The 22,159-nt window shown below is 68.2% G+C and carries 14 protein-coding genes; 8 read left to right on the forward strand and 6 right to left on the reverse strand.

Going from position 1 to position 22,159, the window contains the following annotated elements:
- Nucleotides 1-637 precede the first annotated feature (637 nt).
- A complete protein-coding gene (locus tag ACIBJF_RS42090) occupies nt 638-1,330 on the reverse strand; it encodes a transposase (RefSeq protein ID WP_399182198.1) in 693 nt (230 codons plus the stop codon).
- 939 nt (nt 1,331-2,269) lie between these two features.
- Between ACIBJF_RS42090 and ACIBJF_RS42095 the strand changes: the two genes are divergently transcribed.
- Nucleotides 2,270-3,001 (forward strand): maleylpyruvate isomerase family mycothiol-dependent enzyme, encoded by a 732-nt coding sequence (locus tag ACIBJF_RS42095; protein WP_399182199.1) that lies wholly within the window; start codon nt 2,270-2,272, stop codon nt 2,999-3,001.
- A gap of 38 nt (nt 3,002-3,039) precedes the next feature.
- On the forward strand, nt 3,040-3,945 hold the full coding sequence (locus ACIBJF_RS42100; protein WP_399182200.1) for an NAD(P)H-binding protein: 906 nt from the start codon (nt 3,040-3,042) through the stop codon (nt 3,943-3,945).
- A 516-nt stretch (nt 3,946-4,461) separates the two neighbouring features.
- Here ACIBJF_RS42100 and ACIBJF_RS42105 read toward each other — a convergent pair.
- The gene (locus tag ACIBJF_RS42105; RefSeq protein ID WP_399182201.1) at nt 4,462-4,587 is read right to left on the reverse strand and encodes a hypothetical protein; all 126 of its coding nucleotides are present in this window, start codon (nt 4,585-4,587) and stop codon (nt 4,462-4,464) included.
- Nucleotides 4,588-4,968: 381 nt separating this feature from the next.
- Here ACIBJF_RS42105 and ACIBJF_RS42110 point away from each other — a divergent pair, with 381 nt between their 5' ends.
- On the forward strand, nt 4,969-5,658 hold the full coding sequence (locus ACIBJF_RS42110; RefSeq protein ID WP_399182202.1) for a hypothetical protein: 690 nt from the start codon (nt 4,969-4,971) through the stop codon (nt 5,656-5,658).
- Nucleotides 5,659-6,039: 381 nt separating this feature from the next.
- On the opposite strand, the gene ACIBJF_RS42115 is transcribed toward ACIBJF_RS42110, so the two are convergent.
- The 3 genes from ACIBJF_RS42115 to ACIBJF_RS42125 all read right to left on the reverse strand — a co-directional run bounded on the left by ACIBJF_RS42115 (nt 6,040) and on the right by ACIBJF_RS42125 (nt 8,990).
- A complete protein-coding gene (locus ACIBJF_RS42115) occupies nt 6,040-7,308 on the reverse strand; it encodes an ISL3 family transposase (protein WP_399182205.1) in 1,269 nt (422 codons plus the stop codon).
- 339 nt (nt 7,309-7,647) lie between these two features.
- Nucleotides 7,648-8,793, reverse strand: coding sequence for a PP2C family protein-serine/threonine phosphatase (locus ACIBJF_RS42120; RefSeq protein ID WP_399182207.1), 1,146 nt, complete (start codon nt 8,791-8,793; stop codon nt 7,648-7,650).
- The gene (locus tag ACIBJF_RS42125) at nt 8,790-8,990 is read right to left on the reverse strand and encodes a hypothetical protein (RefSeq protein WP_399182209.1); all 201 of its coding nucleotides are present in this window, start codon (nt 8,988-8,990) and stop codon (nt 8,790-8,792) included. Before ACIBJF_RS42125 ends, ACIBJF_RS42120 begins: the two co-directional genes overlap by 4 nt.
- Nucleotides 8,991-9,497: 507 nt before the next feature.
- Between ACIBJF_RS42125 and ACIBJF_RS42130 the strand changes: the two genes are divergently transcribed.
- Nucleotides 9,498-9,965, forward strand: a complete 468-nt coding sequence (locus ACIBJF_RS42130) for an ATP-binding protein (protein ID WP_399182225.1) — start codon at nt 9,498-9,500, stop codon at nt 9,963-9,965.
- On the opposite strand, the gene ACIBJF_RS42135 is transcribed toward ACIBJF_RS42130, so the two are convergent.
- Nucleotides 9,893-10,456: a hypothetical protein gene (locus ACIBJF_RS42135; RefSeq protein ID WP_399182211.1), complete on the reverse strand. Its 564-nt coding sequence runs from the start codon at nt 10,454-10,456 to the stop codon at nt 9,893-9,895. The two genes, ACIBJF_RS42130 and ACIBJF_RS42135, sit on opposite strands and share 73 nt — an antisense overlap.
- A 196-nt stretch (nt 10,457-10,652) precedes the next feature.
- On the opposite strand from ACIBJF_RS42135, the gene ACIBJF_RS42140 reads away from it, so the two are divergent.
- The 4 genes from ACIBJF_RS42140 (at nt 10,653) to ACIBJF_RS42155 (ending at nt 22,151) form a co-directional block, all read left to right on the forward strand.
- The gene (locus ACIBJF_RS42140) at nt 10,653-12,818 is read left to right on the forward strand and encodes an N-6 DNA methylase (protein ID WP_399182213.1); all 2,166 of its coding nucleotides are present in this window, start codon (nt 10,653-10,655) and stop codon (nt 12,816-12,818) included.
- A 239-nt stretch (nt 12,819-13,057) separates the two neighbouring features.
- Nucleotides 13,058-14,170, forward strand: a complete 1,113-nt coding sequence (locus tag ACIBJF_RS42145; protein WP_399182214.1) for a serine/threonine-protein kinase — start codon at nt 13,058-13,060, stop codon at nt 14,168-14,170.
- Between the two features lie 143 nt (nt 14,171-14,313).
- The gene (locus ACIBJF_RS42150) at nt 14,314-17,238 is read left to right on the forward strand and encodes a DEAD/DEAH box helicase (RefSeq protein ID WP_399182216.1); all 2,925 of its coding nucleotides are present in this window, start codon (nt 14,314-14,316) and stop codon (nt 17,236-17,238) included.
- Nucleotides 17,235-22,151, forward strand: coding sequence for an Eco57I restriction-modification methylase domain-containing protein (locus ACIBJF_RS42155; protein WP_399182218.1), 4,917 nt, complete (start codon nt 17,235-17,237; stop codon nt 22,149-22,151). The genes ACIBJF_RS42150 and ACIBJF_RS42155 overlap by 4 nt, the downstream gene beginning before the upstream one ends.
- Nucleotides 22,152-22,159 lie beyond the last annotated feature (8 nt).

The following is a 22,159-nucleotide window of genomic DNA, read 5'->3' on the forward strand; positions in this document are numbered from 1 at the left end:
CCCACTCGCATGCGCCCAGCGGTCAGCGACCACCCGATCGAGACTCCCGTTCGAAGCGCATCTCTCAAGATCGAAAAGACAACAGCTTCTGAGACTCGCGCGCACGCCTGGCGGGTATCCATTGCTCCGGTACGCGATCGAGCCGGACGAGTGTGCGGCGCGTGTTTCCTCGCACAGGACATGACCCAGGAGTACGAGTCCCGCCTGCGGCTGACGGTGCTCAATGAGGCCGGGCTACGGATCGGCACCACGCTCGACCTGACCCGCACCGCGGACGAGCTGGCGCACCTCGTCACCGACCACTTCGCCGACTTCGTCGCAGTCGACCTGCTCGACCGCGTCCTCAGCGGCGAAGACACCGAGCGAGACGCAGCCAGGGACGTCCTGATCTGTCGGCGGGTCGCTCAGCGCTCCGTACTGCCCGGCTGCCGGGAGGCGGTGACACCGATCGGAGCACTGCACACCTACACCGAGGACTCACCGGCCGGTCAGGCACTGGCCTCCGGACGCGTCTTGCTGCAGCTTCTCGATGACGCCGCTCTGCGGTGGTGGACGGCCGACGAACCCGAACGGGCCCGCAGTATCCGCAGCCATGGAATCCACTCGGCGATATGCGTGCCGCTGCGCGCCCGGGGCGTCACCCTGGGGCTTGCAACTTCGACCACAGCGGCAGCGGGAGCTGCCGCAGCGCGGCGGCCAGCACGCTCTTGTGGTCGGCTACATCGTTGGGGGCTGCGTTGCCGGGCCGCAGCAGCATCGCGACGCACTCGCGGGTGTTGGCCACCCACGCCCCCAGCGGCATATGGCCGAAGCTGCCCTTGAAGGTGCCCGCCGCGCCTTCCTTCCGACTGGTGCAGGTGACGATGGTGGCGTCGAGGTCCAGGACGTACCAGCCGGTCACCTCCCGGCCGCACACCGTAATCCAGGGGAAGCCGCCGGGGCGCAGGGCGAGCAGCGTCCACACCACGCGGCGTATCGCGGCGCGGATGCGTTCCACCCGGGCCGCGACCGGGGTGTCGATCGCCTCCAGCGTGCGACGCAGGGTGCTGCCGGACACCGGGTGGGGGAACAGGCGCCGCCAGTGGTGCTGGAGTTGCTCGGCTTCCAGGATGTTCGTCGCTCCGAGCACGATCGCGCAGGCGAGCTGGACTAGCGCCATGCCCCGGTCCCGCCATCCCGGCCCAATGCCCTGCGGCAGCGCGCCGGTCAGGGCCCGGGTCAACCCGACGCGGTCGGCGACACGGCGAAGCAGCACGACACCCGCGTGGCCGATCAGGTTCTTGTCGTCGGCCCGTACGACCAGCCGGTGGTCCCACCCGCTACCCTTCACCTTCAGGGTGCCCCACGCTCTGTGATGCTTTTGATCTAGGCAATCCAGATCATCGCAGGTGAGGGGCACCCTTTTGCTGCCAGGGCGTCAGAAGGAGCCACCGCCGAAGGCGTAGCTGAATACACGAGGTCAAGGCCGTGGTCAGCTTTGGGCGAAGGCCGTGAAGTTGCGGGCTGACCGACTCGGTCAGGATGCCGATGCAGATGGTTGCTTTCTTGGTGCGTCGGTCGACACGGAGGCCTTTGGACGCGGCGTACGCGGTGTACGCGTAGTGGGGCAGGGGGCGTTTCACGGCGCGGGGACTGGTGCGTAGGCGGCCGGGCATGGGCTGGTGCAGGACTGCTCGTCCGATGGCGCCGACGAGGTCGATGGTGGTGTCGGCAATCACGCCCGCGGCCTGGATGACCTGGTCACGGGCTGCTTGGAGGGCGATGCTGAAGCTGGGCCGGTCTGGATCGGTTTCGGTGGCGTCGGCGAGCAGGGACTTCTTGATCGCGAAGTACGCCGGCGCCGATGTAGTCGAGACGGTCGGTGAACAGGTTCGGGAGGCCCGATCGTGCCATCACCGGGGCGGCGCCAGGAAGGACAGTGGTCGGGGAGGTTTTTTCGGGCAGAGTCATCTGGAGCCAGCATCTCCAGCCCTCGTGGACGGGTCTCGTGCGGTGCCGCACGTATGTAGGGGCCGCTCGGGCGCCGGCGGCCTGCGGTGGGTCTGCAGGTTCGGACCTGAGGGGCGTGGTCTTGCCATCCCACCAATACGAGCATATGCTCCTATCCGGGATGGTGCACATGTACCCGGTCTCCAGGAGGGTCCGTGTACCACTGCCCGCATTCCCCGGCGTGTCGCTTCTCGGGGGAGCAGAAGCAAGCGCTCGCCGGCGCCCTGAACCAGTTACTCGTCCCACCCGGAAGGTCGCTGTGCATCAGTCCCCTGTTCCGTTGCCGCTCGCCACCGACGCCTATCTGGCCGTGCTGTGTGAGGAGGTGGCGGCATTCGAGCCGCTGCTGCGCACCGCCGACCCGGACACTCCGGTGGCCACCTGTGGCAGTTGGAGCCTGTACGACCTGGGGGCCCATCTGGGCCAGGTGTACCGCTTCGCGGCGGACGTGGTGCGGACCGGGGAGCTGTGCCGGGAGCAGTTCGCCCCGGCGGCCGGAGAGCCGATTGCCGACTGGTATGCCGAGGGTGCAGCCTCGCTGGTGGCCACTTTGGAGAGGGCCGACCCCGCCGCACCGACGTGGGCGTTCGGGGTCGAAGACGCGGTGGCGGCGTTCTGGTTCCGCCGTCTGGCCTTGGATACGGCGGTCCACCTGGTCGACGCCCAACTGGCCACGGGAACCGAGGTGTACGTCGATCCGGAGACCGCAGCCGACGGCGTGGACGAGGTCTTCGCCGCGATGGTCCCCAGGGTCTGGCGCGGCAGCGAGCTGAAGCCGCTGCCGGCGCCGGTGGCATTGCGCACCACCGACACCGGGCACGGCTGGCTGATCGTGCCGGCCGACGTCCCGCAGGCCCGGCCGGTGGACTCGGGGCCCGCGGCGGCCTCGGTGGAGGCCCCTGCGGCCGAGTTGCTGCTCGCCCTGTGGAAGCGGCAGCCCGCGAGCCCGGAGTGGATCAGCGGTGACATCACCGCGGCCAACGCCCTGCTGACAGCCCAGCTGACGCTCTGATCACACCCCCACTCAGATACTCACAAGGAGATCGACCGATGGTTGCCAACAACCTTGTTCTCATCGCCGGCGCCGGTGGCGTGGGCCGCACGGTCCTCGAGCAATTGCGGGCACAGGACGTGCCGGTGCGCGCGATGGTCCGCCGCGACGACGATCGTGCGGCTGAGTTGCGTGCGCTCGGCGCGGAGGTGGTCATCGGCGATCTGACCCGGCCCGAGACCGTCGCGGCCGCGCTGGAGGGTGTCGGTCGGATGTACTTCGCGATGCCCGTGTCGCCGGACCATCTGCTGGCGGCGACTGTGGTGGCCTCCGTGGCGCGGGAGCACGGACAGCTGGACGGCCTGGTCGGCCTGTCGCAGATGACGGTCTCGGAGATGACTGCCACCAGCACCTCGGAGTCGCACCAGCAGCGGCTGCACTGGCTGGCTGAGCAGGTACTGAACTGGTCGGGCCTGCCGGTGGTGCACGTCCGGCCGACGTCGTTCCTGGACAATCCGCTGTTCACCACGCTGGCGGCGCACTCGATCCGGGAGAACGGGACGATCGCGCTGCCGTTCGGTGCCGGGCGCACGTCGCCGGTCGCCGTGGACGACGTCGCCCGGGTGGTCGCCACCGTGCTCCGCGACCCGGCTCCGCACGTCGGACAGGTCTACGAGCTGACCGGGCCACGCTCGGTCGACATGACGGAGCTGGCCGAGGAGTTCTCGCGGGCGTTGGGGCGTCCGGTGTCCTATGTGGACGTGCCGCTGGACCGGTGGGAGGCCGAGGTGCTCGCGAAGCTGGGTCTGCCGCCGCACATCGAACGGCACGTCGCCGTCATGGGCCGACTCCACCAGGAGAACCGCTACGACCGCACGGCCGATGGCGTCGAACGCGTGACGGGCGCACCTGCCCAGTCGATCGAGGCGTTCGTGGCCGCTCGCAGGGACTTCTACCTGGGCTGAGCCGCTCCGCCGGGGGCCGGACTCCGCTGTCCGATCCCGCCGGCGGTCCGATGAGTGATCAGCCTTTTCGGCGACCATGCTTTGAGCGCCTGGATGAGGACCCAAGGCAAGCCTGGATCTGCCGATCGGTGACCGGGGCGGAGCGGGGAGAGGTGCCCGCTGTGCCGGGAGGATGGGAGCCCCCTTCGAGCCGGTCGAGGTCGAACGGGGGCCACCGCGCGCACGCGATCATGGAGCAGGTCCTCGCCGGCCTCGAGGAGTCGGCGCTCGGCCGTCTCCCCTCGGGGAAGCCCACCGCGAAACGCCGCCTGACCCACCGTGGCCGCGACGGCGCGCAACCTCGCCCGCGCACCGGGTGCCACGGTACCCGGCGGGGCGATCGGCATCCGGCGTCCTTGCCGCTGGTGGCGGCCGTTCAGCACGCTTCGAGGTGTCGAGCAACGCATGCGCATCACGGACGGATCGCGGGAGCCGTCCGTGGCGCGCTCCGCTCCTTCGCCTGACGCGTCCCTGGTATCAGCCCTGCCGGAAGAAGGCGGTCAGCTCCCGGATGACGATCTCGGGCTGTTCCTCGGCGACGAAATGGCTGATCCGCGCCTGGACTGTGGCCACCAGGGGCGCCAGGAGTTCGGGCAGAGTCATCTGGGGCCGGCCGCTCCAGCAGCTTGGGGATGGGTCTCGTGTGGTGCCGTCGCCGGTCGCCCGGCTGACGGGTGACGCGTCCTGCGCGGCCGGCTGGTCTGGCCGGGCGACATCCCGAGGGGGTCCAGCCTTGCGGCCCCGAAGATACGAGCATATGCTCCTAAGTGTCGGTGGGGCACGTGCACCGATCTCCAGGAGGGTCCGTGTTGACGAGGGCCGTGAATGGCCGGCGGAGCGGAAGGCGCAGTGGCCCCGGGACGCAGGCGACCGGTACCAGAGCCTGGTACCGACACTCACGGCCAGGGGTGACGGGCTTTATCAGGTAACCAGCACAGCAGCCGTGCCCAGGGTGCGGCTGTGGTTCAAGAAAAGGAACTGTTTATGTCCATCAAGGGCAAGGTGCTCGCTGCGGCGGCGATGGTGACCATGGTTGGTGGCCTCGGTGCGGCGGGAACGCTCTCCGCGAACGCGGCCACCCCGGAGTGCGGCGACAGCTGCATCCAGATCTACAGCGCCAAGTTCGGCACGTCCCAGCAGCCCAACCTGGTCGAGACCGTGTATCGGGGGGTGGCCAGGGTCGGCCAGCCCACCGCGATGTACCCCGTCAGCAAGTCCAACCCGGCCGGAGACATCGTCGGCCACCGCAAGGGCCTGGTGTCCGACTTCTACAAGGACGGCCTCGTGTCCGCCGAGGTGAACAAGCACTACGGCAACCTGAGCGCGGCGGAGATCGAGTACGCGCCGCACGGCAAGCGCACTGGCCTGTGCGTGGGCCTGGCCCACACCGCGTACCAGAACGAGGGCCTCACCCTGCAGAAGTGTGACACGCCCGGCAAGACCGTCTGGATCATCGACACCAAGGACTCGCCCTCGACCGCATCCCATGGGCACTTCCCGCTGGTCAACGGCTCGACCACGAACTTCGCCCACCCCTACGCGATGACCTTCACGCACAGCGCCTACAGGCACGGCGGTCACCGGACCGCGGTGCCCATGCAGATCCGGGTCGCCAGGCTGATCGGCAACCCGTCCCACGTGCCCGCCAGCCAGCTCTGGGGTACGACGAAGTAGGAAGCCCTTCCTACAGCCCTGAGCGGCTCTGCTGTGGCGCCACCCCGCTGGGGCGGCGCCACAGTCGTGTTCGGTCATCGAGCACGCGAACCGTCGAGTCCGCATCCTGGGCGCCACGGATCACCCGTCCGCGGCCCGCGAAGAACCTCGTCACGGACCTCGAGGACGCCGGCTGCCGACCTCGCTTCATGATCCGGGGCCGGGACGGCAAGATCCCCGAGCTGTTCGACGCCATTTTGAAGGTTCTGTCGACGATCTTGTGGTCCAGATCGGGTGAGGGCTCATCGTGCGAGTAGGACTCGTTTGCGAAGAAGGTCGAGGCCGGCTCGGCCGAACATCTGACGCTTGAGCATTTTCAGGCTCTTCTGACTGATGTGTGGGTCATGTTGAGGTGAGTTGGCGTCCCGGTAGGGTCGGGCGTTCGCCGCCGAGGGTGAGCATGACCAGGGCGATGACCGCGCCGGCGGTGCGGAAGCCGAACCCTGGGCGGATGATCAGGCGGGTCTTGGTGTTGGTCGACTCGATCAGCCCGTTCGACAGACGCTCGACGATGGCGTTGAGGATGGCCTCGCGGTGGCGGCGGATACGGCGGCCGAGGTCGACGAAAGTGTCGATGCGGCAGCGCTGGGCCCATGACAGCCACCGGTCCAGGGCCTCGACTGCCGCCTGTGTGTCCTGCTCCCGGGCGATGGCGAAGACCGTGCGCAGGCCTTCCTTGAGCAGGTAGGCGCGGTGCAGACGCGGATCGGTGGCCGCGATCCAGCCCAGCTTGGCCTGCTGGCGGTCGGTGAGGTCCTCGGGGTTCTTCCACAGCGCGAAGCGGGAGTCCTTCAACGCTCTGGCGGTGGCGGCATCCCGGGCCTGGTGGCGGGCCCGGTTCCACGCCGCGCGGCGCTCAGCGTCCAGCGCTTCGGTGGCCCAGGCGACGACGTGGAACGGATCCATGGTGCGTAGCGCCCGTGGGGCATGCGCGGCGACGGTGTCGGCGATCCACTGAGCGCCGTCGGCGGATACGTGTGTCAGCTTCGCGCTCCGCTGTGGGCCGAGTTCGGCGAAGAACGCCTCCAGGACTGCGCGGCCGTGGCCGTCGGCCATCCACACCACCTGCCGGGTGTGATGGTCGACGACCACGGTCATGTACTTTTGCCCCTTGCGGTAGGAGATCTCGTCGATACCGATCCGGCGCAGGCCCGACAGCCGGTCGAGGCCGGTGTCCCGATCGGCGACGAACCGCTCGACGATCGCCCCTACCGTCCGCCAGGAGACACGCATCAGTTGCGCGACGGCGGACTTGGAGCACTCGGTGGCCCTCCAGGCGGCCTGCTGGTCGAAGACCAGGGTGTGTCCGGCACCGTGCCGGGCCCAGGGCACCGCGGCCGCCACAACGCCATGCTCGCGACAGCGCACCCGGGGCGCCTCCGCCTCGAGGAACACCTTCATGGTGCCGGCGTCCAGGCAACGCCAGCGGCGCTCACCGCGCCCCTGGTCATAGCCGCGCCCAGGGCGGCGGCAGATCCCGCACCGGTGCCGTTCCCGCACCACCGGCCGTACCCGGGCGACCAGCACACCCGCATCCTGGTCGATATCGACCTGCTCGACCACGGCCCGTTCGACCGTCAGCAGCCGTTTCCATATCCTGTTCGCGGACACGCCGTCTTCCTGCATGTGGATCTTGACCTCAGAGACCTCGAACCATATGCGCAAGACGGCGTGTTTCACGTATCAGGGCTGGTCAGGCACCCACACATGCGGCAGAAGAGCCCTTTTCTCCCGTAGGCCAGCAGGGCCGCCGAACAGATACTCCTGCAGACCCTGATCCGGATCAGCCACATGGGCGGCGGGCAGGTTCTGTACAGCGTGGCTGAGAGTCAGCAGGTACAGGCACGCGCAGTCCAAGACCAGAAGCGGGCCGTCCGATGGGCCGACTGCCAGACGTGCCGCTCGATCGGGTAGAGCGCAGGCCTGCTCAGCAACTCGGTCCCGGCCGGGTCAGGCGGTGGCCGGCTGCTCTTCCCGCTCGACGGCGACCATGGCCATGTCGTCGTTGAGTCTGCCGCCGGTGTACGCCTCCAGGTCGGCGGTGATCCTGCGGAGCAGCTGCTCGGGCCCGTGGCCGGCCCAGGCCGCGGCGCGTTCGGCGAGAGGATAGAAGACGCCCCGGCCGTCACGTGCCTCGGTCACGCCGTCGGTGTAGAGCACCAGCCGGTCGCCGGGCGCGAAGGCGAACGAGGTGGCGGCGTACGTGCCGCCGGCGATCGCGCCGAGGCCGAGCGGCGGCGCCGGGTCGGGCACGGCGAGCGGGAGCGCCGTGTCCGAGCCGCGGCGCAGCAGCAGGGGCGCCGGGTGCCCGCAGCTGATCAGGTGCACCACCGGCTGGTCGTCCGGGATGTCCAGCATCACGGCCGTCACGAACCGCTCCGGCGCGTCGTCCTCGGGCTCGGAGAACTCCCGCAGACCCCAGTGGACCGTGTCCTCCATGCAGGCGACCAGATCCGGCAGGGGCAGCTCGCGGTGCGCGGCGGCTCGGAAGGCACCGAGCACGATGGCCGTGTCGCTGATGGAGGCCAGGCCCTTGCCGCGTACGTCCCCGACTACCAGCCGGGTCGAGCCGCTGGTGCGGACCACGGCGTACAGGTCGCCGCCGATGCACGCGTCCGCCTCGGAACTGCGGTACACCGAGGTCAGGGACACCGGCCCGGCCCGCTCCGGAAGGGGTCGCAGGACGACGCGCTGGGTCGCGTCGGACACCGAACGCATCCGGTCGAACATCCGTTCGGTCTTGTTGCGCAGGCCAGTGAACAGCACCAGCAGTGCGCAGAGTACGCCGAGCGCGAGGAGCTCGACCAGGACGCTCTCGGTGGCCAGGGTTTTTCGCTCAAGTCCGGCGCCGATCAGGGCGAGGACCGCGAGCGCGCCGATCAGTGCGGTGGTCAGCGGACCGGTGCCCATGGCCGTGATGGCGACGGCGACGACGAGCAGGTGGGCGATGTGGACGTCCGGAGGCAGGTAGCCGTCGGCGACCGGAACGGCCACGATCACCAACAGGGGGCCGGCCAGCCATCGAGCCGGCGGAGACGCCCGGTACCAGTCCCGTAGTTTTCCGGTGACAGAACTCGTCACGGTCACGGCGCTCATGTCGCGCTCCCGTAGGTGGCTCTCGGTGGGGAAGGGGCGGCCGAGCCCCGCTCACCCGGCGAGCGCTCGGTCTGCTTGTTATTGGTGTTCTGCACGCCGTGCTCGGAGATGAGCTGTGCGGCGGCCTCGATGATCCGCTCACGGGGGGCGAGGCTCTTGGCTGTGAGCTTGTGCCCCCGCTCTGGTGTGGCAGCCATGCGTGCAGCCTACCCCAGAATGGGCTTGACGGCCCATTTCTTCCGCAATTAAATGGGCTATGTAGCCCAAAAAGGCTAGCTAGCCCATAATCTCGTCCGAGGTCGTCACGATCCGCCAGACGACAAGCCGACCGGCCCTGCGAGCAGCGCCAGTGCCGCTGCAGGAAGTGCAAGGCCATGGACATTGCTGCTACCGCCGCCACCGCCCCCGCGGGCAAGAAGACGGGCAACCCGAGGCGTTGGAAGTTCATGGCGGTGCTCGGAGCCGCCCTAGCGGAGCTGGCACGGCTCGGCGTGCGGCGCATCGGCACCCGATCCCTGCCCTACCGCGCCGCCATCGAAGCCGCCGTGCGCGCCACCACGGACGGCGCGACGGCGGAGTCCCGCCCGCTGCGACGCCCTATGCCGCGATGCAGGAGCGACTCCTGCGTCATCACCGGGCCCAGCAGAGCCGAGGCCCCCGGCACCGCACTGAAGGACCAGGCGCCCCCACAGGACAGCCTGCTCATGAACGGAACCGTCGTGCATGACCTCCTCGCCACTTCCTGGCGAATCGAGATGCCGCACACAGCCGCGGCCGTGCCAGTGGCGCGCGCCCTGGTCCGCACGGCCCTGGGCGAGGTCGAGCACGCGGCCGACAGTGACACTGCGGAGTTGCTGACGGCTGAGCTGGTCACGAACGCCGTGCAGCACACCGTGGGGGACGCGCCGATAGAGCTCGTCGTGGAACTGCTGCCGACCGGCTGCCTGGTCGAGGTACACGACCCGGACCCGGTGCTGCTGGTCGACCTCAGTCACGCCGTCGATCAGGCGCCCGACACCTGGCAGGAGAGCGGGCGCAGGCTGCTGCTGGACGCCTCTGGCCGCGTCCGGAGCCCGGCGGACGGGCCGGCGGTGGTGCGTCAGCCGGCGTTGGTGTCGGTCCACTTGCCGCTGAAGAGGTCCTTGCTGATCTCGCAGGTGGCGATGTTGTAGCCACCCGAGGCGGTGGACTGCGAGATGACCTTGCCGTTGACCTTCAGCCGGCAGGTGACATGGCCCGCGCCCTGAAGCTGAACGGTGATCGAGTAGTACTGCGGGTTCTTGAGCGGCTTGGTCACGTTCATGGGCACCGTGCCCTGAGCGGAGGACCCGGCCGGGCCGTACTGCACGTCGGCGCCGCTGGTGCCGGTGACGACGTAGGTGACGGTCTGCGGCGTCTGCTTCGTGGCCGCAGCGTGCGGGGCGGCGGTCTTGGCGCCGTTGCTCGCGTGGGAGGGCGCGGCGGCCGTTTTGTCGGCGGCGCCGCCGGACTTGCCGCCGCCGGCAGCGGAGATCACGCCGCCGAGGACCAGGATGTCGACGACGCCGAGGCGGCCGGCCCCGGCACAGGTCTTGGCCGTGCTCTTCTTCGGCGGTACCGGGGCCTGCCCCGGGAACGGCTGCTGCGACTGGCCGGGCTGCTGGGCCCAGGGAGGCGTGGACATGCGTGGGTTCCCCCGTTTGCGTGTGAAGACGGCATCGGAATGCAGACGGGACGCCGACACCGCAGCCGCGGAGCTGCGATGCAAGCAGAAACATCAGCAGATAAGCATGACACTGAAAGCACTGTCAATCAGGATACGCGGTGAGATTGATGCGCTAAAATGTGGACGGTCAACCCACCTCGAGGTCTGGAGTGCCATGCCGAAGCCCTCCGCGCAGGTGACCGCGGCCGAGATCTCGCGGCTCGCCGGAGTCACGCGCGCCACGGTCAGCAACTGGCGCCGCCGCCACGCCGACTTCCCGACCCCGGCCGGTGGTACCGACACCAGCCCGCTGTACGACCTCGAAGCCGTCCGCGCCTGGCTCGACTCACGCGGCCACAGCACCGCCGCCTCCGCCACCGAGGAACTGCGCGCCGCACTGCGCCTGCACACCGGCACCGGCGGCACTCCCACCCGGCTGCTGCCCCTCGTCCTCGCCGGCGCCCAACGCGAGCGGGGAGCACTGACCGCACTGAGCGAACTCCCCGACGGCGAACTGGCCGCCCGCTGCCACGACGCGGTGGCCGAACTCGCCGACACCGTTCCGGGCGCGGAGACGGTCACCTACACCCCGGCCGACGCCGCCGTGCTGCGCACGCTGCTGCACTGCGTGCGCGACGAAGGCGGACAGGCGGCGCTCGACGTCCTGGCCGAGCGCGAACTGGAAGACAGCGCCGCCAGCGGCGCCTACCAAACCCCCGGACAACTGGCCGAGTTGATGGCCCGCTTGCTCACACCGCACCCCGACGGTCCCTACCCCGCCCGGGTGTTGGATCCCGCGTGCGGCAGCGGCAGCCTGCTCGCCGCAGCCGCCCAACACGGCGCCACCGGCCTGTTCGCCCAGGACCTGCTGCCGGTCCAGGCCCAACGCACCGCCGTAGGGCTGCGCCTTGCCGTCCCCGAAGCACAGGTCGCGGTACGGGCGGGCGACACCCTACGCGCGGACGCCTTCCCGGACCTCACCGTGGACGCCGTGCTGTGCAACCCGCCATACGCCGATCGCGACTGGGGCCACGACGAACTCGCCTACGACCCCCGCTGGGCCTACGGCCTGCCGCCCCGCGCGGAGTCCGAACTCGCCTGGGTACAACACGCGTTGGCCCATCTGACGCCGGGGGCATTCGCGGTGATGCTCCTGCCGCCCGCCACCGCCTCCCGCGCCTCAGGCCGCCGAGTCCGCGCCGAGCTGCTGCGCAGTGGCGCACTGCGCGCCATGGTCTCCCTACCGCCGGGAGCGGCGACACCGCTGCACATCGGACTGCACCTGTGGATCCTGCAGCGCCCCCAGCCGGGCGGCGGCGACCGGCAGAGCGTCCTGTTCATCGACGCCACCGCCGAGCAGCGCCCGCACGACCCATCCACCCTGCACGGCTCCGCGAACCCCGCCACCCGGTCGCGGGGCGGAAGGGCTCCACTCGACTGGGCCGCGCTGAGCACGAACGTGCTGGATCACTGGCAGGCGTTCGCCGCGGACCCGGCGCACTTCACCGACCACCCCGGCACCGCATGCGCCGTCCCCGTCGTCGAACTCCTCGACGACCTCGTCGACATCACCCCCACCCGCCACGTCCGAGTCACCCCGCCCAGCGCCGACCCGGCCGCGGTGGCCAAGAACGCACGTCATCTCGAGGACCGCTTGAAGGAGAGCGCCCTCGTCCTGGCCGAAGCCGGCGCTCGCACCGCGTGGACGGCGGCCGAGGAGGAATCCCGTTCCTGGCGCACGGCGACGGTCTCCGACCTCGCACGGGGCGGCGCACTGATCGTGCACCGCGCCGTGCCCGCAGCACGCGGCTCCCACGACACCCCCCTTCCGCCGGAGCAGGCGGGCCTGAGCACCCTCACCGGACGCGATCTGGCGACCGGCAGCCGCGCCTCCGCAGACACCGATGAACAGCCGCTGGCCGGCTCCACCGTCATCGAGGCGGGAGACGTCCTGATCCCGGGCATCCGCGCCATCCAAGGGGGCACCGCCCGCGTCGCCGACGACGAGGACGCGGGATGCCTCCTCGGCCGACACATCCACCTGATCCGGCCCGACCCAGAACGCCTCGATCCCTGGTTCCTGGCGGGCTTCCTGTCGGCCGAGGACAACGTCAACAGCGCCACGACCGGCTCCACATCGCTGCATATCGACCCTCGGCGACTACGCGTGCCCCTACTGCCGCTCGACGAGCAACGCAGGTACGGCCTGGCGTTCCGTCACCTGCACACGCTGCGGGCCCTGGCACGCCAGGTCGTGGAGCTGACCGAGGAAACCGACGGCTTGCTCACCCAGTCCCTCACCAGCGGCGTCCTGCTACCGCCCGAGGCTCCTCCGAGCTGACGACGGAACAAGGATGGGCGGCGGATGACACGGGGCCGAGCATCGGCTTGTCGAGGGAGGGGAGTGGTATGCGAGCGGGTCATTGCGAGGGGGGATTTGTCGTGTTGGTGCACCGCCACCGCCGACACCGGGTTGCCCGCCCTTATCGGTGTGAAGAAAGTGAGCAAGGAGTTAGGGGGAGGTGGGGAGAAGGGCTCGGAACTGTTGGTAATCTCGCCATCGATTCACTATGCACGCAGATGGCGGGGCTGCTGAGCCGCAGACGCCGGGGGACGGGGCTGAAAGTGCTGGAACCGCTCAGGGAGGCCGATCCGCGCAATATCGGCGCTTTTCGGCTGACCGGCAGGCTCGGTCAGGGGGCGATGGGCGTCGTCTACCTCGGCTACCGCTCGACGCGCTCCGTTGCCGTGAAGGTCATCAAGGCCGCGCTCGCCGACGACCCGTACTTCCGTGCCCGCTTCGCCCAGGAGCTGGAGGCGATTCGCCGCGTCGGCGGCTTTCACACCGCAGCCCTGGTCGATGCGGACGCGAACGCGGGGCAGCCCTGGATCGCCACCGAGTACGTCCACGCCCCCTCGCTGCTCAGCCTCATCGAGGGGCACGGAACGGTCAGCGAGCTGGGCGCGTGGTGGCTCGCGGCGGGCCTGGCCGACGCCCTGATGCACATTCACTCCGTCCGGCTGCTCCATCGTGACCTCAAGCCCAGCAACGTGCTGGTCGCAGGAGACGGAGTGCGGGTCATCGACTTCGGCATCTCGCACGTCGGAGGCGCAACCGGCCTGACCACCGCCGACGCGGCCCTCGGCACGCTCGCCTACATGGCCCCCGAACAGGCGAAGGACTCACGCAAGGCCAGCGAGGCCGCCGACGTCTACAGCCTCGGGGCGACCCTCGTCCAGGCGATGACCGGGCATCCCCCCTTCCACGCCCAGGTGGTGGCCCAGCGGACCCTGGACGTCGCCCCGGACCTCACCGGGATGCCGCGAGGGCGCCTGTACGACCTGGTCACCCACACCTTGGCCTACGAGGCCGAGGACCGGCCCACCGCCCACGACGTCCTCGAGGAGGCGATGGAGCGGCTGCTGGAAGAGGGCATGCCCACGGGCAGCCAGGCCTACCCGCCGCTGCCGAAGGCGTTCCTCACCGACGTCCTGGAGCGGCAGACAGCCCCGCTGGATCCGCCGCCCGCCACCCCTTCGCTGCCCGCGCCGCCCGCACCCAGAAAGCCGGAACGCCGGCCTCTCACGCAGACGCCCGCGGCGGATCCTCCGATACCGCCGCAGCAGGACGACCCCTGGAGCGAACGTTGGCGCGGCCGGATCAACAAGCGGCGCGGTGACTACGGAGGTTGAGCACTGATGCCATTGGCAGTCAAACGACCCAGGCCGCCCAAACCGCCGAAACCTCCCACGCCGCGACAGCCGCGAAAACCACGCAAACCGAAGCGGCCACGCTGACCATCGAAATTCCGCACGATCAAGGAGATACGCCGGTGATGACCGCCGTAGAGGACGCGGCAGGCGCTGCGAAGTTCGCCCCTGGCATGCAGGTGAGGGCCAGGGACGAGGACTGGCTGGTCGTCGAGGTCTCCGAAACGGCCAAGGACGGTACCCGCCTCGATGTGCGCGGCACCTCCCCCCTGGTCCGCGACCAGCGCGCGGTGTTCTTCGCCCACTCCGACCTCGACCAGGTCACCCCCCTGCGCCCCGAAGACACCGAACTCGTCGTCGACGACTCGCCCGAGTGCCGTCGCTCCCGGCTCTTCATCGACGCGCTCATCCGCAAAACCCCGCTGCCGCTGTCCGAGCAGCGCCTGGCCACCGTCGGCACCCACCTCGTCGACGACCTCGCCTACCAGCGTGAACCCGCCAAGGCCGCACTGCGGGGCCTGCGCCCCCGGCTGCTGATCGCCGACGCGGTCGGCTTGGGCAAGACCCTGGAAGTCGGCCTGCTGCTGTCCGAGCTGATCCGCCGCGGCCGCGGCGAACGCATCCTGGTCGTCACGCCCAAGCACATCCTGGAGCAGTTCCAGCACGAACTGTGGACCCGTTTCGCGATCCCCCTGGTACGCCTGGACTCCGCGGGCATCGAACAGATCAAGCAGCGCATCCCGGCCGGCCGCAACCCCTTCTCCTACTACAAGCGGGCGATCATCTCGATCGACACCCTCCGCTCCGACCGCTGGCGCAGCCACCTCATGCAGGTGAACTGGGACGCCGTGGTCATCGACGAGTCCCACAAACTCATCAACACCGGCACCAAGAACAACCGCCTCGCCCAGCTCCTCGCCCCCAAGACCGACGCCCTCATACTCGCCAGCGCCACCCCGCACAACGGCGATCGGGCGTCCTTCGGCGAGCTGCTGAGCCTGCTGGACCCCACCGCCATCCCCGACACCAGCGACTACGACGAGAAGCAGCTGGAGCACCTCTACATCCGCCGACACAAGATGTCCCCGGACGTCTCCGCGGAGATCGGCCACAAATGGGCCACCCGCAAGAAACCGATGTCCATCGAGTGCACGGCCTCGGCCGCCGAGCAGCACGTCTTCGACGAGCTGTACAAGGTGTGGATCAACCCGCAGGACGGACAACCCGCCCCCGTGACCGGCACGGGCGCCCGGCTCTTCCCGTACACGCTGCTGAAGGCGTTCCTCTCCTCCCACGAGGCGCTCGCCGAGACCGTGCAGAACCGGATCGACTCCATCGACGGCGCCAAGAACCCCCAGGAGCGCGCCCGTGAGCGGGCCGCGCTCGTCACGCTGGGCGAGCTGGCCGCCGAGGTGAAGGTGGAGCAGGCCAGCAAGTTCCAGCAACTGGTCGACGAGCTGAAGAACACCATCGGTGTCGGCCCGCACTCGGACACCCGCGTCGTGATCTTCTCAGAGCGCCGCGCCACCCTGCGGATGCTCCAGGACGCCTTGCCGGCCGCCCTCGGCTTTACCCAGGGCACCAAACTCACCGGCGCCGTCCGCCAGCTGCACGGCGGCCTCTCCGACGACGAGCAGCAGCGCATCGTCAAGGACTTCTCCCTGGCCGGCAGCGACCTGCGGGTCTTGCTCACCGGTGACATCGCCGCCGAGGGCGTCAACCTGCACCGGCAGTGCCACCAGATGATCCACTACGACCTGCCCTGGTCGCTGATCACCATTGAGCAGCGCAACGGCCGCATCGACCGCTACGGGCAGCAGCACTCCCCGGAGATCCGGGCCCTGCTCCTGCTCCTGCAGAACGAGGACCCCGACGACCCGTCGGCGGACCGCAAGGTCTCCAAGCGGCTGTTGGACCGGGAGGACGAGGTCCACCGCACTCTCGGCGAGGCCGCCTCCATCCTCGGCCTGAGGGATGAGGAGGCCGAGAAGGCCGCCATCATGGAGGGCCTGGCCTCCGGCGCCTCCTTCGACACCGTGCTGCCGGATGAGACGTCCGACCCGTTCGAGCTGTTTATGGCCAGCCACACCCCGGCCGGTGACGCTGAGGACTACCGGGTGCCGCAGCTGTTCGCCTCCACCCGCGCCTTCGTCGAGGAGGCGCTCGCCGAGGTGTACGGCAACCCCGAACAGAAGATCGACAAGCGCTGGGACCCTGACCACCCCGAAATGCTCGTCTTCACCCCCGACCGGGAACTGCAGCGCCGCCTGCTCGTGCTGCCCAAGTCCTACCTCGACGAGCGCCGTGTCCTCGAACAGCTCCGCCTCACCTTCGATGCGGGCTTCGCCCAGCAGCGCCTGGACCGAGCACGCGAACTCAGCGGCAACCGCAGCAAGGGCGCCATCACCAAGCAGGAACGCACCGAGACCTCCGGCTGGCCGGACGTCAGCTACCTCACCGACCAGCACCCGGTCGTGGAGTGGCTCACCGACAAGATCCTCGTCCGCCTCGCCCGCAACACCGCACCCGTCATCACCGCGCAAGTGCCCGAGCCCGTCTTCCTGATGCAGGGCATGTACTCCAACGCAAAAGGCCACCCCACCGTGCTGGCCTGGTCCTGCGTAACCGGCCTGCACACCGGCACACCCCGCTTTGATGACGACCTGGTCGGCGTCCTGGAGCGGGCCGGGGTCAAGCCCAAGATGCTCAACCGGCCCTTCACCGGCGACCGCACCGCCCTGCAGGCACTCGTCCCTGCGGCGGTCGAGGCCATGCGCGCGCACATGGCGCAGCTGCAGGCCGTGCAGGAGGAACCGCTGCTCGAGCAGCTGGACGAGTACGAGAAGCGGCTGGCGGCCTGGCGCATCGCGAGCGAGTCGACGTACGAACAGGCGACCGGCGTCCGCCGGCGCCACGCCGAACAGCGTGTACAGAAGACGGCGATAGAGGTCGAACAGCTCATCGAGCAGCTGGCCACCCAAGGCGAATCCATGGTCCGGGTGATCGGGGTCCTGGTCCCGGCCGTCGGCACCGAGCAGAAGGGCGCGTGAACACCGTGGCATTCGAAGCGATCATCAACCGCGGTGAGTACATCTCCGCCCACTACCTCGCCGAACTGTTCACCAAAGACCTCACCGACCTGCGTAAGCGCTGGGCTGCCGCCGACCGGACCGGGACACCGTCGTCCCGCTCCGGCGTGAAGGGACTGGGCCGGGAGTATTTCAAGGCCAAGGTCCGCATCACCGAGTCCGAGACCGCCGACAGCGCTGAGTTGCGCGCTCTCAACGACCGCCTGCTGGCCGCGCTCGCCTATGTCACCCCCGACACGTCGCAGACGCCGGAGCCCGAGCCTCAGAAGGGCGCCCACACGCGCCTACACCGCACGGTCTTCGAGGTCATCCACGCCGACAAGGCCCGCGAGGTACCAGTCGCCTTCGCGATGACCAGGCCCGGCGGCACCGAACTGGTCGCCCTCGACGTCACCTGGAGCACCGACGCCGAACTCCTCATCGCCGACCCCGAGGACGGCGGCGCCCTCCTGCTGGATGCGATCGCCCTCGACGGCAAGCAACAGATCACCGGCGCCGCCGACGCCGTCACCTTCCTCTTCGGCTGCGAAGACGCCTACGCTCCGCGCTTCGTCCTGCTGCTCGCGGGCGGCTCACTGCTGCTCGCCGACCGTACCGCCTGGCACGAGGGCCGGTTCCTCGCCGTCAGCGTGGACGAGGCCCTGGACCGCAACCTCTCCGCCGACGGCGAGGAACTGGAGGCCATCTCCGCCCTGTTCGGCGCCGAGTCGCTACTGCCCGCGGGCGGCGTTGCCGGCTTCCTGGACAGCCTGGTCGACAAGGGCCGCAAGCACGCCGTCGGTGTCTCCAAAGAGCTGCGCGAGGGCCTGCGGCGCTCGATCGAGCTGATCGCCGAGGAGCTCCTCACCCGCATCACCGAGCAGGGAGCAGACCCGGCCGAGCTGGGCGACAGCAGCGAGCTTGCCACCCGGCTCTCGCGCGAGTCGCTGCGCTACCTGTACCGCATTCTCTTCCTCCTCTACGCAGAAGCCCGCCCGGAACTGGGCATCCTCCCTTCCAAGAACGACGCCTACCAGGACGGCTACGGACTGGCGCGCCTGGGAGAGCTCGTCTCCTACGACCTACCCGAGGAATCCCGGGACGGCTTCCACTTCTACGAGTCTCTGGACCTGCTCTTCCGCCTCGTCGACCAGGGCCACCGTGCCCTGGAGGAGGAGACCGCCGCGGCCCAGACCGTCTCGGACGTGGACGGGCTCCGCTTCGAGGCCCTGCGCAGCGACCTGTTCAAAGCCGACGCGACTCCGCTGATTGGCTCCGTCAACATCGACGGCGAGCACATCGACACCAGGCTGCGCAACGAGGTGCTCTGGCGGGTGCTCAACCTCCTCATGCTGACCCAGGGCAAGAAGAACGGCTCCAAGGCGGGTGGCGCCACCGGCAAGGGCTTCATCTCCTACGCACAGCTCGGCATCAACCAGCTCGGCGCGGTGTATGAGGGGCTGATGTCCTATACCGGGTTCTTCGCTGCCGAGGACCTCTACGAGGTTGCGAAGCCGGACTCGGACGGGCTTGCCGGCACATGGGTCGTACCGGTGAGGGACGCGGATAACTACGACGAAGAGGTCTTCGTCAAGCGTCCGGACGAGCTGACCGGCGTACTCAAGCGGGTCCTGCACAAGAAGGGCTCGTTCGTCTTCCGCCTGTCGGGCCGCGAGCGCCAGCGCTCGGCGTCGTACTACACGCCGGAAGTCCTGACCCGCAGCACAGTCAAGCACGCCCTGGCCGAACTCCTCGACCAAGACGGCAAGACCACCACTGCCCGCGAGATCCTCGAACTGACGGTCTGCGAGCCCGCCCTGGGCTCGGGCGCGTTCCTCAACGAGGCCATCAACCAGCTTGCCGCGGAATATCTGCGACGGCGGATGGCCGAGGTCGGCGAGCAACTGCCGCCTGACCGGTACGAGGTGGAGCTGCAGAAGACCAAGGCCTACCTGGCCCTGCACAACTGCTACGGCGTCGACCTCAACCAAACGGCCGTGGAGTTGGCCGAGGTCTCGCTGTGGCTCAACGCCATGCACGAGGGCCTCAAGGCCCCGTGGTTCGGCATGCACCTGCGACGCGGCAACTCCCTGATTGGGGCTCGGCGGGCAGTGTATGACGCCGCTGCGCTCAAGAAGAAGGCATGGCTCACCACCGCCCCCAACGACCGACCGCTGTGCACCGGCGGAGAGAACGGCGAATTCCATGCAGGCAGGGACATTCACCACTTCCTGCTGCCAGCCAAGGGCTGGGGCGCGGTAGCCGACGCCAAGCAGGTCAAGGAACTGGCCAACCACGAGCGCGAAGCGCTTGCCGCCTGGTCCAAGGAGATCACCAAGTCCCCCTCTGCCTCTCAGACCAAGCGGCTGCTGGCACTCGCCACCCGTGCAGAGCGGCTCTGGGAGCTAGGCCGCCGCCGCCTCATCGTCTCCGAGCGTGAAATTCGTCGCGACATCGAAGTCTGGCAGATCCCAGAAGACCAGCACCTCCCGCGCTCGTCCGGAGCGGTATCTCGTGAACAGGTCGAGAATGCCCTGCGGGCACCTGGATCGCCGCTTGGCCGACTGAAGCTGGTCATGGACACGTGGTGTGCCTTCTGGTTCTGGCCTGTGGGTCAGCCAAACACGCCGAAGCCCCCAACTATGGACGAGTGGCTGGCCTTCTGCGAGGCCGTGCTGGGTGTGCCGCCGGCGAAGGCTAAGGCACGTGGCCGACACGGTGGTGGGGCGGGGCACGACGACACGTTTGGCCTCTTCGCTGATACAGGCGACTTTGAGCAGCTCGGAATCGACGACGACAACGACCGCCTCTTGAGCCAGTGCGCCGACCTCCCGACGGTTGCCTTGAACTTCCCCTGGCTGGCCGAGGTAGACGTCATAAGCCGCCGAGAGGGCTTCTTCCACTGGGAGCTGGAGTTCGCCCATGTCTTTGAGCGTGGTGGATTCGACCTGCAGGTAGGTAACCCACCGTGGGTGCGGCTCGACTGGGAAGATCATATTGCGCTTGCAGAATCCGATCCTTGGTTCGGCCTGACGGAGAAGGCCGCAGAAAAAGTCAAAAGCGAGAGACGTACGACTGTCCTCGCTAACCCTGCGGCCATGCAAAAATACCTTGGGGACCTTAGTTCATGGGCGGGATTGACCGTCATACTTCGGTCTCCAGTCGAGCACGCCGTACTTGACGGACTGCGCACAAACCTCTACATGAACTTTATGGAGCGGGTTTGGCGAAATCTTGCTGAAGAAGGAGTTGCTGGCCTGCTGCATCCGGAAGCGCACTTTACTGATCCCAATGCCGGAAAACTGCGAGCCGCCGCGTATCGGCGACTGCGTAGACATTTTCAGTTCAGAAACGAAGCGCGCCTATTTGATGAGGTGCATCATACCTTCGAGTATGGAATCCATATTTATGGAGCCCCGCGAAGGCCGGAGTTTCTGAATATGAGTTGGGTGTTCATTCCTGACACTATCAAGCGCTCTCTGGAGCATGACGGGAATGGCGATATTCCCGGCCTTCAGTATATAACTGGGGGTTGGGATGTCAGGCCGCATGCGAAGCGCATCCTAAAGGTCAACGAGTCTATCCTCATGGGCTGGGCGGCCTTGATTGACGCAAAGGGGACCGACCCCCTTGCGGCTAGGATGATGCGCCCGTTGACGGCCGACGACAATGAGGCGCTGGAAATCATTTCTGGATTTCCGCATCGCCTGAGTGATGCTAAATTTTGGTGGACGTCTGCACTGAATGAGAAAAACGCGAAAGAGGATGGGGTGATTAAGTGGCAGACTGGATTCCCGCAGTCCTGGTCAGAGGCCGTTCTCCAGGGGCCACATTTTACTGTAGGTAATCCCTATAATAAGCAGCCCAATCAGGACTGTAGGTCGAATAAGGACTACTCTTACATTCCGCTGGAAAGTCTGCCAGAATTTATGTTGCCGCGTACAAACTATATGCGTGTATGTCGGGAGGAGTTTTCGGCAGTTGTTCGGTCGTGGGGAGAGCGGCCCGCGACTGAATACTTTCGGGTCGCTTGGCGACGCATGACTTCGTCGGAGCTAGAGCGAGGGCTGCATGCTGCGCTGCTTCCGCCTGGCCCAACTCATGTGGATGCCGTCCATACCCTGGCATACGCTGCCAGGCGCGACACTGCCATCACGGGGGGGCTTTGGGCATCGCTGCCGCTCGACTACCTCGTCAAGGTATCCGGTTCGTCAAAGGTGAACATTGAGCTGGCCCGGAGCTTTCCCGCCCCGCTTGGCCACCCTCTCGCTGCGCCCCTCCTTCTCCGCACCCTGCGTCTGAACTGCCTCACCCGGGACTACGCGCCGCTCTGGGAGGAGCTATTCGATCATGCGTGGCACAAGGACCGGTGGACGGACCCGGCTTCGACCCGTCCGGGCATTGAGGAGGTCGATGCCGCGTGGTCTCGTGCGACGCCGCTACGCACAGAATGCGACCGCCGGAAGGCCCTGGTGGAGATCGACGCGATCGTCGCAGTCATGCTCGGCTTGACCGCTGAGCAGCTGTGCGCGATGTATCGCTCGCAGTTTGCTGTGTTGCGCAAGTACGAGTGGGAGATGTTCTTCGCTCCAGACGGCCACAAGATCGGCGCTGCAACTCACAACGTCGGTATCCGCCAGACCAAGGAGGAGACCGAGATCGTCAGGGCGTGGGTCAAGGCTGCCCGCAATGGTGATCCCACACCTGCCATACCCGAGAGCTGGGTGAAGCCCGACCGGGAAGCCGAAATGAAGCGTGCTCATGCCGACTTCACCGCGCGCCTTCTGGCTGGCGAGTACGGCGACTACGCCGCATACGCCGCCGAGCACGGCGACCACGGCAACCTCCTCGCCACCGACTCGTTCCGCACCCCTGCCATCCCGGAAAGCAGGTAACGAGCCAC

Origin of the sequence: Streptomyces sp. NPDC050743, assembly GCF_044456925.1 — a bacterium.
Classification (GTDB): Bacteria; Actinomycetota; Actinomycetes; order Streptomycetales; family Streptomycetaceae; genus Streptomyces.